At 71.2% G+C, this 14,267-nt stretch carries 12 protein-coding genes; 3 read left to right on the top strand and 9 right to left on the bottom strand.

Annotation, left to right across the window (positions count from 1 at the left end; genetic code table 11):
- Positions 1–2: 2 nt before the first annotated feature.
- Positions 3–1,781: an ABC transporter substrate-binding protein gene (locus tag AOK03_RS26830; protein ID WP_055567917.1), complete on the bottom strand. Its 1,779-nt coding sequence runs from the start codon at positions 1,779–1,781 to the stop codon at positions 3–5.
- A 54-nt stretch (positions 1,782–1,835) separates the two neighbouring features.
- A complete protein-coding gene (locus tag AOK03_RS26825; protein WP_079074974.1) occupies positions 1,836–2,798 on the bottom strand; it encodes an ABC transporter permease in 963 nt (320 codons plus the stop codon).
- Positions 2,799–3,256: 458 nt separating this feature from the next.
- Here AOK03_RS26825 and AOK03_RS26820 point away from each other — a divergent pair, with 458 nt between their 5' ends.
- Positions 3,257–5,362, top strand: coding sequence for a choice-of-anchor A family protein (locus AOK03_RS26820; RefSeq protein WP_244177765.1), 2,106 nt, complete (start codon positions 3,257–3,259; stop codon positions 5,360–5,362).
- A 34-nt stretch (positions 5,363–5,396) separates the two neighbouring features.
- On the opposite strand, the gene AOK03_RS26815 is transcribed toward AOK03_RS26820, so the two are convergent.
- Positions 5,397–6,074 carry a L,D-transpeptidase gene (locus AOK03_RS26815; protein WP_055567915.1) on the bottom strand — a complete coding sequence of 226 codons (678 nt, stop codon included), beginning with the start codon at positions 6,072–6,074 and terminating at the stop codon, positions 5,397–5,399.
- 139 nt (positions 6,075–6,213) lie between these two features.
- Between AOK03_RS26815 and AOK03_RS26810 the strand changes: the two genes are divergently transcribed.
- Positions 6,214–6,597, top strand: coding sequence for a DUF779 domain-containing protein (locus AOK03_RS26810; protein WP_055567914.1), 384 nt, complete (start codon positions 6,214–6,216; stop codon positions 6,595–6,597).
- Positions 6,598–6,736: 139 nt separating this feature from the next.
- Positions 6,737–7,945, top strand: coding sequence for a phosphodiester glycosidase family protein (locus AOK03_RS26805; protein ID WP_055567913.1), 1,209 nt, complete (start codon positions 6,737–6,739; stop codon positions 7,943–7,945).
- Positions 7,946–7,954: 9 nt separating this feature from the next.
- Here AOK03_RS26805 and AOK03_RS26800 read toward each other — a convergent pair whose 3' ends face one another.
- From AOK03_RS26800 to AOK03_RS26775, 6 genes are all read right to left on the bottom strand, one after another.
- Positions 7,955–9,523, bottom strand: coding sequence for a hypothetical protein (locus AOK03_RS26800; protein ID WP_107098116.1), 1,569 nt, complete (start codon positions 9,521–9,523; stop codon positions 7,955–7,957).
- A 97-nt stretch (positions 9,524–9,620) separates the two neighbouring features.
- The gene (locus tag AOK03_RS26795) at positions 9,621–9,815 is read right to left on the bottom strand and encodes a hypothetical protein (protein WP_055567912.1); all 195 of its coding nucleotides are present in this window, start codon (positions 9,813–9,815) and stop codon (positions 9,621–9,623) included.
- Between the two features lie 129 nt (positions 9,816–9,944).
- Positions 9,945–10,805: a phosphatidylinositol-specific phospholipase C/glycerophosphodiester phosphodiesterase family protein gene (locus tag AOK03_RS26790; RefSeq protein WP_055567911.1), complete on the bottom strand. Its 861-nt coding sequence runs from the start codon at positions 10,803–10,805 to the stop codon at positions 9,945–9,947.
- A gap of 130 nt (positions 10,806–10,935) precedes the next feature.
- Positions 10,936–12,015, bottom strand: coding sequence for a 2-hydroxyacid dehydrogenase (locus AOK03_RS26785; protein WP_055567910.1), 1,080 nt, complete (start codon positions 12,013–12,015; stop codon positions 10,936–10,938).
- A gap of 24 nt (positions 12,016–12,039) precedes the next feature.
- Positions 12,040–12,666, bottom strand: a complete 627-nt coding sequence (locus AOK03_RS26780) for a histidine phosphatase family protein (protein WP_055567909.1) — start codon at positions 12,664–12,666, stop codon at positions 12,040–12,042.
- Positions 12,663–14,210: an FGGY-family carbohydrate kinase gene (locus AOK03_RS26775; protein WP_079074973.1), complete on the bottom strand. Its 1,548-nt coding sequence runs from the start codon at positions 14,208–14,210 to the stop codon at positions 12,663–12,665. The genes AOK03_RS26780 and AOK03_RS26775 overlap by 4 nt, the downstream gene beginning before the upstream one ends.
- Positions 14,211–14,267 lie beyond the last annotated feature (57 nt).

Genomic DNA, 14,267 nt, shown 5'->3' with positions numbered 1-14,267 from the left:
GGTCAGGACTTCTTCAGGTACAGCCAGGCGGGGCTGATGGTGCCGTAGATGGGGTGGATGAAGGCGCCGCCGACGTTCGCGCCGCGGGGCTGCTGGACGCGCTGGTGCAGGAACGGCACGAGCGGCACGTCCTTCATGATCGTGTTCTTCTCCAGGGCGACGAGGGCCTTCGCCTTCTCGGTCGCGTCGCCGAGTTCCGCGATGCGGTCGAGCTCCTTGTCGACGGCCGGATTCTTGTAGCGCGGGTCGTTGTCGAGGCTGTCGCGGCGACTGTCGAAGCGGTAGGGCACTCCGGTGGCGGGCGTCGGCCAGTCCACGGAGCTGCCGGACATCCACAGGTCGTACTGGGGGTCGGGGCTGCGCAGGACTTCGTTGGTGTAGGCGGGCAGCGGCATCGGCTTGGTGACCAGGGTGATGCCGGCCTTGGCGAAGGCCTCGACGAGGACCTGGGCGACACGGTCGTTGGCGGCGTTGGACTCGTAGGCGTAGGTCAGGCTCCTGACCGGCTTCTCGGCCTTGGCGAGGTGCTTCTTGGCCTTCGCGATGTCGCCGGTCGGGGCGACCGGGTACGCGTCGTACTTCTGGTAGCCGACGATCGCGGGTGAGGAGTACGTGGTGGCGATGTCGCCGACGCGCGGGCCGCCGAGCGCCTGCCGCGCCTGCTGGCGCGGGAAGAGGTAGTGGACGGCCTTGCGGACCTCGGGGTCGGGGACCCGGTCGTTCCTGACCACCAGGTGGTACGTGAACGCGCCGCGCCGCCCGTCGACGACGAGCCGCTTCTTCGCCGGGTCGCGGGTGGCCTCGCCGTACAGCTCGGGCGGCAGTTCGTTCTTGGTGGAGACGGTGTCCGCGCCGTCGCCCCGCCCGTTGAGGATCTCCTGGGCGGTGTTGAGCTCCTTCTTCTCGAAGGTGAACTCGAACTTGTCGGCGTACTGGTGGCGGATCGGGTCGGTCTCCGCCTTCCAGTGCGGGTTCCGCTCCAGGGTCATGCTGCGGTTCTGCCGGTGTTCGACGATGCGGTACGGGCCGGTGGCGAAGGGCTTGACGTCGTACTTGGTGCCGGTGTCCTTGTCCGGGCGCACGGGCGAGGAGGACGACTGCGCGGCCATGAACGGCACGTCGGACTGCGGCTTCGCGAAGTGGAGGACGATGGTCTTGTCGTCCGGCGTCTCGATGCCCTTGAAGTCGCCGTCCTTCTTCGGGCCGCCGTACACCTTGCGGGCCTCGGCGAGGTCCTGCTTGCCGGTGAGCCACTGCGGCCAGTAGGGCGGGCCGACTTCGAAACCGGGCGCGAAGGTGCGCTCGATGCCGTACTTGACGTGCTTCGAGGTGATCGGCTTTCCGTCCTCCCAGGCGATGCCGTCCTTCAGCTGGTACGTCCAGGTGCGGCTGCCGTCGGAGGGCTTGCCGGTGTCGGTGGCGAGGTCCCCGACGAGCTTCGCCTTGCCGTCGACGACCTGGTACTGGGTGAGCTGACGGCCCCAGAGCAGCGAGGTGTTGTAGGCCTCGCCCGCGTAGATCTTCTGCGGGTCGAGGTGCGAGGCGTCGCGGAGGTTGGCGACGCGGAGGGTGCCGCCGCGCCGCGCACCCTCGACGGCGGGCGCCGGGCCCGCGCTGTCCTCGGCGGTGCCGAGGCCCGCGACGAGGTGCGGCTCCTGCCCCACCGACGGGGCGTCGTCGCCCTTGGTCCCCGCGCCCGCCGAGCACGAGCAGAGCACGAGCGCGGCGGAGACGGCGGCGACGGCCGGTGCGGCAGCGCGGCGCGGGCTGATTCTGGGCATGACGAACTCCCTTGAGAGGGTGACGGGTTGCTGTGAGGTGGCAGAGGGGGCCGCTCAGCGGCGCGTGCGGGGATCGAGCGCGTCCCGCACCGAGTCGCCGAGCAGATTGAAGGCGACGACGAAGACGAGGATCGTGATGCCGGGGAAGAACATGTACGTCGGGTCGTCGTAGAAGACCTCGGCACCGCGGGCGATCATCCGGCCCCAGTCGGGGATGGGCTCGCTGATGCCCACGCCGAGGAAGGAGAGCGCGGCCTCGGCGGTGACGATGCCCGGCAGCGCGATGGTGATGTGCACCAGGACGGGCGCCCACACGTTCGGCAGCAGCTCGCGGAAGACCACGTGCCGACGGCTCGCCCCCACCGCCCGCGCCGCGTCGATGAACTCCCGCTCGCGCAGGGACCGCACGGTGGTGCGCAGCATCATGGCGAGCGACACCCAGCCGAAGGCGGCGAAGACGAGCACGAGGACGGTGAACTGCATCCACGCGGGCTCGTTCTCGCCCGGCGGCACGAAGCGCGTCTGGATGATCGGGCTGAGGGCGAGGAGGAGCAGCAGGGTCGGGAAGGCGAGGAGCACGTTGCAGACGAAGGTGAAGACGCGGTCGGCGAGTCCGCTCAGATAGCCGACGGTCACCCCGAGGACCACTCCGACGACGGCGATGAGCGCGATCGACGCGACGGCGACGAGCAGCGAGGTGCGGATGCCGTACAGCAGCTGGGTGAGGACGTCACGGCCGAGGCCGGGCTCGAGTCCGAACCAGAAGTCGCCGGACATCCCGCCGTTGGGCAGCACCGGCAGCCCTTCCTCGCTCAGCAGTCCCGGTTCGTTCTGGCCGTAGTGCTCGGTCGGGTTCTTGCCGTAGACGGCGGCGAGCAGCGGGGCGGCGAGTGCGAGCACGGCGAACAGGAGGACGACGCCCAACGAGGCGAGGCCGAGCCGGTCCCTGCGGAACGCCCTGAAGGCCACGGCGAACGGGCCGCCGTGCGGGGGTGACTGCGTCTGTACGTCGGCCATGTGCTGCCGTGCTCCTGGTGCGGAAAAAAAAGGGGGACGTGACGGGGTACGTGCCGGGTTGCGGAGAATTACAACACCGCGGCAACTGGCCCTGCCACACGCCCGAACGGCCTTCACGGTGTTCGTGATCAGTACGTTTCAGGAACCTTTCCGGAGGCAGCGAATTGTTCATGGCGCCGCAACGGAAGCGGGAATTATTCAGGCCATACCGGGACATTCACACAGGGGCCATCAAACTTCACGTTACTTTGTGAGCTCACCCACACTCCTTCAATAGCAAGGCATTCAAGAGCAGACGGCATCGTTCCGAAGGTCAGGAGTCGATGTCACGCGGATGGCCCAACGCTCATCCTTTGCAGTGCTCTTCGTATGAAGCGCGGATAGGTTCAATGGTCCGGGACGTCAATCGTGCGAGCCTCCTCCACGTCTCTTTGACCATGTGAGGAGCTGATGTGCGCGTGTCCTTTCCTTCCCTCATCCAGACCGGAATGAGGTACCTCTGTCTCCTCGGCGTCGTGGCGGGAACCAGCCTGTCGGCCCTGCCCGCCGAGGCCGCCGCCGCCAAGCCCCTGCCCGGCGGCCTCGGCCCGTGCGTGCCCGGCAACTGCCCCAGCGGCGGATACCCGCCCATCAACAACGGCGACATCAAGTACCGCGACAACGGCATCAACGTCTACGTGGGCGGGGACTTCCTCGTCCGCGAGAAGGCCGCGGAGGCCGAAGGGCGGGTCGTCGTGCTCGGCGACTTCGACCAGGACAAGGCGGACGGCGTCAGCGGCATCTACAACGTCGGCGAGGCCGGGGTCGGCTCCCGGGTCGCGCCGCCCGTGGGGGCGGACTGGCTCACCGCCGGCGGCAACGTCACGGTCGGCAGCGGCGAGCGGCTCCTCGCCGAGGAGGGCGTGGTGCGGTACGCCAAGGACGCCACCGGCACGATCGTGGGCACCAAGCGCAAGGATCCCGACGCCGCCAAGCCCTACATCCCGCTGCGCGACGAACTGACCACCGCCAGCCAGTGCTACGCGCACCCCGAGGGCAAGGGCAGCACGCGCACGCCCACCGGACGGGCCGTCCACGCGGGCGGCGAGACCCTCTTCAGCGGCGACAACACCTCCATGCTGCAGGTCTTCAACGTCGACTTCGACCTGATGGGCGGCAGCGGCGGCCAGGAGGGCATCCGCTTCGAGGGGATCCCGGACGGCGCCACGGTCCTGGTCAACATCCTCGGCACCAACCGCACCATCAACACGTACAGCGGCACCATCGACGACAGCAGCCCGCTGAACAAGATGCGCAGCCGCCTGCTGTGGAACTTCCCCGACGCCACCTCTGTGGAGGTCAAGGGCACCGGGCAGTTCCAGGGCAGCGTCCTGGTCGGCGACCAGGGCTCGATGACCACGGTCAGCGTGCCGGGCATGAACGGCCGCTTCTTCACCACGGGCTCGCTCACCCACACCAGCTCGGCTTCGGGCGGCGGCGGCCAGGAGTTCCACAACTACCCCTTCGACGGTGACCTCCCCGACTGCGCCACCGCGCCCACCTCCGGCGAGGTCAAGGTCGTCAAGACCGACGAGGACGGCGGCAAGCCCCTGTCCGGCGCCGAGTTCGAACTGTGGCAGGAGACCAACGGCGTCGACGGCCTGCAGACCGGCGGGGCCGACCCGGACAAGAAGATCGGCAGCCCCTGCGTCACCGAGGCGCAGGGCGAGTGCGCGCAGACCGTGCCGCTCGGCACGTACTACTGGCGCGAGACCAAGGCGCCGGACGGCTACGAGCTGCCGGACCCCGCGGTCTTCGGCCCCCTGGAGCTGACCGCGGCGAACGCCTCCGACGGCGTGTCCGTCCCGGCCGCCAACAAGAAGAAGCCCACGGTGAAGAAGGGCAAGGTCACCGTGGTGAAGAAGGACCAGGACACGGGGAAGCCGCTGCCGGGCGCCGTCTTCCAGCTGTGGCGCGAGTCCAACGGCACCGAGGGCCTGCAGCAGGAGGGATCGGACCCCGACACCGAGGTGGGCTCCCCCTGCACGACGCCCGCCGCCGGCACCTGTGAGAGGACCGTCACCGAAGGCACGTACTACTGGGTCGAGACCGAGGCGCCGAACGGGTACGACCTGCCGGTCCCGGCGGTCTTCGGACCCCTCGAACTGACCGCGGCGAACGCCTCGCAGGGGGTCTCCGTCGAGGCGCTGAACAAGAGGCACCACAACCCGGGCGTGCTCGGCAAGCTCAAGATCCACAAGAAGGACAAGAAGACGGGCAAGCCGCTGACCGGTGCCGTCTTCCAGCTGTGGCGCGAGAGCAACGGCAAGCCGGGCCTGCAGAGCTCCGGCACCGGCCGCGACTCCCTCGTCGACAAGGGATGCGCCACGGACGGCCGGGGCGAGTGCGACTTCGAGGGGCTGGAGCTCGGCTCGTACTACCTCAAGGAGACGGCCGTTCCCGACGGGTACGTCATGCCGCCGAAGACCGTCGGCGGCCCGTACAAGGTGACCGCGGGCAACGCCGGCAAGGGCGTCTCGGTGACGCTCACCAACGAGCGCGGCGGGGGCAAGAAGGGCAAGTGAGCCCCGGCAGGCCCCGTTCCGGGCGCGGGTGGCATCAGCCGCCCGTGCCCGGCTTCGTTCCCCACAGGTAGAGGCGGTCGCCCTTCTGCAACAGGTCGTAGAGGCGCCTGGCGTCGTCCACGGCCAGGTTGACGCAGCCGCCCGAGCCGGACGAGAAGAGATCCGTGCGGGTGCCGTGCAGGGCCTGTCCGCCGTTGAAGAACTGCGCGTACGGCATGGGGACGTGGTAGATCGTCGAGTAGTGGTCGCGGTGCTTCCAGTAGATCCGCTGCCAGCCGCGGCGGGTCTCCAGACCGTCCCTGCCACTGCGGATCGGCACCGGGGCGAAGACCAGCCGGTTTCCGCTCTGCGCCCACAGGATCTGCCGGGTCAGGTCCACACAGGTGACCCGGTACGGCTTCACGGGGCAGGCCCGCCGTTCCGCGGGGTTGCGCCGGATCTTGTCCGCGACCAGGAAGCGGTACGTCCGCAGGGTGGCGCTGCCGTCCGCCGGGCGGATGCCGAGCCGCTCCTGGAGCCGCCGGATGGCCTCGCAGTCGGCGGCGGACTGACGCCCGTCGACGGGCAGCCGCAGCTCACGCTCCAGCTCGCGCTGGTAGGGAGCGGTGCCCGCACGACAGGCCGGGGCGGCAGCGGCGGGGCCGGGGGCCGCCGCGTGCGACACGGGAACAACCAACGACAGAGCGGCGATCGCCGAGGGGAGCCAACGCATCGCACCAGCTTCACCCGAGCGTCGCCGCTCCACGCGCGACACGACCCGACAATCCCACGATTGGTCCGAACGGGGGCCGCGCGGACCGAGCACCTCCCTCGCAACCCTGTTGCAACGTGCCGGGCGGCAGAGTCCTGCCATGGACCGTCATGAGACGAAGGACACCGGGGACGGCGTCCCCCGGGTGGAGCTCACCCCTGCCGCGGCCCAGCTCCTGCGCCGGCTGCGGGAGACGCACGGGCCGCTGATGTTCCACCAGTCGGGCGGCTGCTGCGACGGCAGCGCCCCCATGTGCTACCCGGACGGCGAGTTCCGTACCGGCCAATCCGACGTCCGCCTCGCGTCGCTGACGGTCGATGGGGTGGCCGAGCCCGTAGCGTTCTGGATGTCGAAGAGCCAGTACGAGCTGTGGAGCCACACCCGGCTGATCGTGGACGTCGTGCCGGGCCGGGGCAGCGGCTTCTCACTGGAGGCCCCGGAGGGCGTACGTTTCCTCATCCGTTCCCGCCTGGTCGGAACGTAGCCACCGGGATCTGGTGAACTCCCCTGGCTGCTGCGACAGTTGGTTCGCTGACCGGTCGACTCCTGGGGGATCTGTGACTCGCCAGACACAACGCGGTGGACGGTTCAGAACGGCCCTGACCCTCGTCACGACGCTCGGCATGCTGGCCGGTGCGGCTCTCACGGGAGCGGCACCGGCCAGTGCCGCTGCCAGGGGCGGGGAGCGGGCGTCCGTACCCGTGGCACCGGGTGTGGAGTATCGGTACTTCGACGTGGAGGGCTCCCACGGAGCGGCCCGCGTCCATGTGCTCGACGTGGATCTGCGCGACCCGCGCACGAGCGTCGGCCTGCTGTATCCGGGCAAGGTCGCCGCGCGTTCGCCCGTCTCCGCGCTCGCGGACGGGGCAGGCGCCGTCGGCGGCATCAACGGCGACTTCTTCAACATCACCGAGACGCAGCATCCCGGCGTCGAGGCGACCGGCGCGCCCGTCGGGCCGGCGATCGCGAGCGGCCGGGTGCTCAAGGGGGCCGTGCCGGACGGGCAGCGTTTCGGGCCCGCGATGCCGCCGGGCGTGACCACCGAGGCCGTCCTCGGCGTGGGGTACGACCGCAGGGCCCGCCTGGACAGCCTGGCCCTGGACGGGGAGGTCCGCACGCAGGCCTCCCGCCTTCCGCTGGGCGGCCTCAACCAGTACGCGCTGCCGGTGGGTTCCGTCGGCGCGTTCACCAGTGACTGGGGCTCCGTGTCCCGGGTGCGCGCGACCTGCGGCACCGACACGAGCCGGGGCGCGCCCTGCAGCACGGACACCCATGAGGTGACGGTCCGCGGCGGGCGCGTCGTGGCCTCGTCCGACACGCCGGGCGCCGGACCCATCGACCCGGGCAGCACGGTCCTGGTCGGGCGCGAGGCAGGTGCGCAGGAGTTGCGGAAGCTGTCGGCGGGTGACTGGGTGCACGTCAAGCACCGCCTGGTGGCCGCCGGGTCGCGCACGCCTCTCCGCTTCGCCCTCGGCGGCTATCCGGTGCTCCGCGGCGGCGTGCCGCTGCCCGGTCTGGACGGCATCACGTCGGCGGTGCGGACCGCCGCGGGGATCTCCGACAACGGCCGTCGCCTGCTCCTGCTGTCGCTCGACGGATCGCCGGAGTTCCGTGCGGGCCTGACGATCGCCGAAGTGGCGCGGACGCTGCGGGAGCTGGGCGCACGGGACGGCTTCAGCCTGGACGGCGGCGGCTCCTCCACGCTGGTCTCCGCCACGTCCACCCTGGTCGCGCGGCCGCCGGGCGCCGATGCCGTGACGGTCCGCAACAATCCCAGCGGAGGGATCGAGCGGCCGGTGCCGAACGGCATCGGCGTGTTCTCCCGGTCCTGAGCCGACCGCTCACTCCGTGTCGCGCACCGCCACGAGCCCGTTGAAGGCGCCCACGTAGGCCGTCCCGTCGGGGCCGAGCGTCACCGGCGCCCAGTTGTTGTCGTACGCGATGCCCGTACCGGCGAGCCGCTTCCAGCGGGTGTCGCCGGTGCGGAAGTCGACGGCGGTCAGGTACCAGGCGTCGATGCCGAGACGGTTGGGCTCCTTCGTGTAGAAGTACAACAGGCCGTTGGCGGTGGACAGTTTGGGCACGGTGGACGGGGAGCGGACATCGCTCTCCCAGGTCGTGTCGCAGCCGGTGCCGTCCTCGCGCACGTCGATCCGGCTGACGCCGCCGACGACACTGCGGCCGAGGGTCAGCGAGGTGATGTTCTCGTAGCCGTAGTTGTTCTCGACGACGAGGCTGTCGCCCCAGGTGATCAGGGAGTTGTCGGTGGTGGAGGCGCCGGAGCCGAAGACGGGGACCTTGCAGACGAGCCGCTCGTCTTCCGGCACGTCGGCGCCGCGCCGGTAGACGAGGACGTTCATGCGGTCGTCGGCGTTGTCGGTGATCGCGACGTAGTCGTCGTGCTCGCCGAAGAGATCCGGGGTGGTACCGGAACCCTGGTTCACCGAGCCGGGCTTGGTGCCGGTGCCGCGGTCGTACGTCTGCCGCCAGAGGGCCTTCGGGGTGCCGTCGGCGGTGGCCCGGAAGGTGTAGAGGGCGTGGTCGGAGACGATCGAGACGCCGTCGTCGGCGACGGAGAAGGAGTTCTGGATCTCCTCTCCGTCGAGGCGCACCGAGCGGATGTCGCCGGACTTCGGGTCGACGGTGCCGATGCGGCCCTGCCGGGTCACCCACCAGATGCGGCCGTCCCAGTCCGGCATCACCGAGGTGACCGGGTCGCACTCGCCGCTCGGGTAGAGGTTGGTCCAGCTCACGCAGTCGTGCGGGACGTGGTCGGTCAGGTCCCACTCCTTGTCGACGACGAAGCGCCAGCCGCCGTCCGCCGTCCGCTCGTGCGCGAGCCGCACGATGTGCTGGCGCGAATCGGCGAGGACGAGCCGGTCCTCGTTGTCGAGGTACGAATAGGCGCCGCCCGACGTGTCCTTGAAGATCTTCGAGAAGTCGAGGCGCGTGATGGCCTCGACGGTCGAGGGCCGCTGCGGCAGCTTGTACTCGGCGAGCGTGTCCAGCGTCCTGGGATCCAGCAACTTGACCAGGAAGCCGGTGAACGTTCCGCACACGGTGACGATGCGCCCGTCGCGGTCGAAGGTGACGGTCGCGCACTCGCCGCCCAGCGCCGCCATCTTCTCGCTGTCGGCGGCGGGCCGCTTCCCGAGCGGCCCGCTCCAGGGGTAGGTTCCGCTGCCCGCCGCGTCGGCGTGCATGCCGCTGCGGCCGTTGGCGGCGAGGTACGGGTGCTGGGGCGGTGGGGTGCCGGGCAGCGGGCGGGCCTCGGCGGGCGCGCCCTGGTAACTCTCGACGAGCCGGTGCCCGGGGGCGTTGGGTATCTCGTCGGCGTACGCGGGAACCGCCAGGGAGACGGTGAGGGCCACGACACCGGCGGGAACGATGCGGCGCAGTCTGCAGAACATGCGCCGAAGCTAGGGCGCACCCGCGCAACTGTCCATGACACAGCGTCAGTTGTTCATGAACTCGCAAGACTGGCGGGACCGAACGGCCGGGGAGGGCTCATGGCCGGATGGAGCTGACGATCTCCGCGGTGGCCGTGAGTCCGTCATGGATGGTCGGCGCCATGCTCGTGCTCGCCAGATAGAAACCGAGGAGCCCGCAGACGACGGCGTGCGAGACCTTCAGCGCTCCGTTGCGCAGAAAGACCACCGCAAGGATCACGAGCAGCAGCACGACAGAGATCGAAACGGCCATGGGAAGTACCTCCTCCGCCACGTGGAACCGCGGCTTCCGGCCGTCAGTCTGGCGTAACGGGGGAGGCATCCGGGCGTCTGACCTGTGCTCCGAACGGGTGCTACTTCCGAGCGGGTTGATCGTCGAAGATCATCCGTGGTGCGCGTCGAGGAAGGCCTCGAGACCCGCGAGGTCATCGGTGTTGAGATGGTCGACACCGGCGGCGAGCAGCTCGCCCCAGACCGCGTCGCGCTGCGGCCCCGGCAGGTCGGGCGTCGCCCAGAAACGGACGCGCTGCCCCCGCGCGTGGGCCGCGGAGACGATGCCGCGCAGCTTCTCCCGCTCCGCCGCCGGTATCGGCCCCGTGCCCTGCCAGCTGAAGTTCAGCGCCCAGTTGTCGCTGATCAGCGGGATGAGCGAGGCGGGCGCGGCAGTCCCCAGGTCGGCGAGGCGACCGTCGTAGAAGGCATGCCGGACCCGCTGCGCCTCCATCGGGGCACGCGCCGCACGGTCACCGGAGACGACGGCCGTGATCGCACCACGGCGCACCTTTCCGTAGCTGTACGACGTGAAGAGGCGCCGGTAGGGCCGCAGATGCCGGTGCAGCTCGGCGTACGTCGACGCGCCCTCGGTCTTGATGTCGATGAGCAGCTGGAAAGGGGCGCGGTGGTAACCCCGGTACACGGAACCGTGGTTGGAGCGCACCCGGGCGGCCAGGGGCTCCAGGTAGAGCGACTCCAGGGTGCGGGTGGGGTCGAGGTCCACCGGGTCGTGGGCGACGAGCAGCTGTCCGTCGACGAGGTAGATGTCGGCCTCGACGCTGGTGAAGCGGTGGTCGAGCGCGTCGAAGAGGGGCCGGGGGTGTTCGTAGTCGTTGTGGGCGTGGGCCCGGATCAGCGGCCGGGGGTGGTGACCGCCGCCGCTCGCATACGCATACGCGGGCATCGCGACGCCGCCGACGAGGGCGGCTCCGAAGGTGGTGAGGGCTCTGCGACGGGTGGTGAGGGCCATGTCTGCCTCCCGGGGGCGAGTGGATACGGAGATCGGATACGACGAAGGGCGGAGCCTCAGTGAGTATGAGGCTCCGCCCACGCCAGGAAACCCGCCCTGTCTGGGAGTTGGCGCTATCGACTCCGCGCGTTCACGCCCGGGCCGCGAAGACCTCCGGGTTGGCGCAGTGGGCCAGCGGCTCGTTGTTCAGGAAGCGGGCCACCTCGGCTGCCACGATGCGGGATGCCTTGTGTGCGACCTGTTGGCTGCCGCCCGCGATGTGCGGCGTCATGACGATGCCGGGGGTCTTGAGGAGGCGGGAATCGGCCGGGACGGGTTCCTGCGGGTAGACGTCGAAGGCGGCGCCCGCGAGCCGGCCCGAGTCCAGGGCGTCGCAGACCGCGTCGTAGTCGAGGAGCGCGCCGCGGGCGCAGTTGACGAGGACGGAGCCGCGGGGCATGCGTGCGATCTGCTCCGCGCCGATCATGCCCTTGGTCTCGTCGGTCACGCGTGCGTGCAGGGAGACGATGCGGGAGCGGGTGAGCAGGTCGTCAAGGGAGACCTGCTCGGCGACGCCCGCGAGCCGGTCCGGCCCTACGTAGGGGTCGTGGACCAGGACGTGTGCGCCCATCGCCACCAGGACCTTGGCGACGCGGCTGCCGATGGCGCCGTAGCCGATCAGGCCGACGGTGGCGCCGTCGATCTCGATGCCGCAGTTGTCGTAGTCGTAGTAGTCGCCGCGCCAGACACCGGCGCGCAGGTCGGTGTGGGTGTCGCCGACTCCGCGGGCGGCCGCGAGGAGCAGCGTGAGGGTGTGCTCGGCGGTGGCGACGGCGTTGCGTCCCGGGGCGTAGCAGACGGCGACGCCGTGGCGGGTGGCCGCTTCCAGGTTGGCGTTGACCGGTCCGCCCCTGCTGACGCACATCAGCTTCAGGTCGGGGCAGTTGGCGAGGATGCGCTCGGTGAGGGGCGCCATCTGCGTGACACAGACCTCGACACCCTGGAGCGCCTCGATGAGCTCGTCCTCGGTGCCGGACGCTTCGACGACCTCGGCGACGGGGCCGAAGGGCGTGTGCGGCCAGGGCAGCGTGAGCTCCCGCACGGCGACGCCATCGGAGTCGGCGGTGGCGGTGGCCGCACGGACCTCGTCGGCCAGCAGGCCCGGCAGGACGAAGTGGTCGCCTGCGGCGAGGACGGTCGGAGTGGGGGGCGGGGTCGGGGTCGTGCTCATGAGGGGCTCTTTCCTGGGGAGACGTCAGGCGGCGGGTACGGGGGCGACGGACGTCGGTGCGTTGAGGCGCAGGAGCGCCATCTGTCCGTCGCGCAGACGCAGTTCGGTGAGGGCGCCGTTGTGGAGGGCGGGGAAGACCCGCCGGTAGTCGGCGAGCGGTATGCCGAGCTGGCGGCAGAGGACGAGGCGTACGAGGGTGGAGTGCGCGACCACGAGGACCCGGCCCTCGGGGTGGGCGTCGGCGAGGTCGAAGAGGGCAGCGCTCGCCCGCTCGGCCGCCGCGCGCGGATCCTCGCCGCCGGGCAGGTGGTGGGCGACCGGGTCGCGGAGGAACGCGGCGAGCTCCTCGGGGAACCGCTCGCGCATCTCGTCCCGGGTCAGCCCCTCGCCCCGCCCGAAGTCCACCTCCAGGAGCCGCTCTTCGACGTACGGCGCCAGGCCGAGCGCCTCCGCCGCGGGCTGCGCGGTCAGCCGGGCGCGGCTCAGCGGGGAGCTGACCACGGCGTCGATCCGCTCCCCCGCGGCCCACTCGCCGAGCGCGGCGGCCTGCCGGAGCCCGCGCGGGGTGAGCTCCACGTCGGTGCGGCCCGCGTAGCGGTTGCCGTCGTGCCAGACGGTCTCCCCATGGCGTACGAGGACGAAGTCGGTCACTGGTCTTCCCTTTCACGTGCGTGGGTGCCGGAGGTCCGGCGGGCGCGTTCCCGCGCGTGTGCGGCGACGGCGCCGTCCAGCCAGCCCCGTGCGGCCAGTTCGTCGACGAAGGCGATGTAGACGGGCGTCCAGCGGGCGGTGCGCACCGGGTCCGGGAAGATCTCCTCGCCCGTGCCGACCATGGCGGCCGCGGCGTCCCGCACGCCGACGCCGCCCGAGGTCGCGGCGAGGACCGCCATCCCGACGGCGCCCTCCGCCTGTTCGGGGACCCACACCGGCCGGCCGAGGACGTCGGCACGCAGCCCGCTCCAGTACCGGTTGCGGGCCCCGCCGCCGGTGAGGGTGAGCGGGCCGTCGACGGGAGCGCCGATCAGGTCGAGGTAGTCGAAGCAGAGCCGCTCGACGCAGGCCACTCCGAGGAGGTACGCGTGGAAGCGCTCGGCGTCGTCCGCGGGCGCCCCGAGGACGAACGGGCGGGCGTCGGGGGCACGGAAGGGGAAGCGTTCGCCGCCGGTGGAGACCAGGGGGTAGGCCACCGCGTCGGTCGCCGACTCGCGCGCCAGGTCGGTCAGCCGGTCCAGGTCGGCCCCCGGGAACTCGCGGGCGAGGGCGCCCGCGCCGCTGCTGGACGCGCCGCCGGGCAGCCAGGTGTCGCCGGGACCCCGGTGGCAGTAGACGACGCCGCCCGGGTCGCGCACCAGGTGGGGGCTGGTGCCCTTGAAGACGAGGGTGGTGCCGAGCACGGAGTTCCAGGCGCCCGGGGTGAGGGCGCCCGCGCCGATCTGGGCGGCGCAGCCGTCGGTCATGCCCGCGACGATCGCGGTGCCCTCGGGGACGCCGGTCGCGGCGGCCGCCGCCGCGCAGACCGTGCCGAGGAGACTTCCGGGACGTACGACATCGGGCAACAGGGTCTGCGGGACGGCGAGTTCGGCGAGCTCCGGCTCCGGCCAGCGTTCTTCGGTGAGGTGGTAGCCGGTCTTCAGGGCGTGGCTGGCGTCGCTCGCCACCTGGCGGCCCGCGAGGCGCCAGGTGATCAGGTCGGGCTGGTGCAGCAGCCGGACCCCCGTGCCGGCCGCCGCGGGTTCGTGCTCCAGGAGCCAGAGCAGTTTGGGCAGCGCCCAGGACGGCTGCATGGAGCGGTAGCCGAGCTCGTGCCAGACGGCGGCGCCCGCCTCGTTGGCGCGTGCGGCCTGCCCGGCGGCGCGCCCGTCGTCGTACATGAGGCCCGGTGTGAGGGGCGAGCCGGAGGCGTCGGCGAGCAGGATCGTGCCGGAGGTGCCGTCGATGGCGAGGCCGCGGACCCGGTCGGCGTCGATGCCGGACAGGGCCTCACGGCAGGCGTCGGCGAGCGCGTCCCACCACTGTTCGGGGTCCTGTTCGTGCCGGGCTCCCTCGCGGCGGCTGGCGAGGGGCCGGGACGCCGCGGCGAGCACCCGGCCGGTGGAGTCGACGGCGACGCAGCGGGCGCTCTGGGTGCCGAGGTCCAGGCCGAGCCAGACGGCGTCCGGGGGCAGCGCGGCGCCCTGGGGTGGTTGGTCAGGCACGGGGTGCTCCTTGCTGAGGTGCCGTTCGGGGGGTCGTTCGCGGGGCCGATCGAGGTG

This window comes from Streptomyces atriruber (assembly GCF_001418325.1).
In the GTDB taxonomy this organism is placed as follows: Bacteria; Actinomycetota; Actinomycetes; order Streptomycetales; family Streptomycetaceae; genus Streptomyces; species Streptomyces atriruber.
This window is presented reverse-complemented; position numbering and strand designations above follow the sequence as displayed.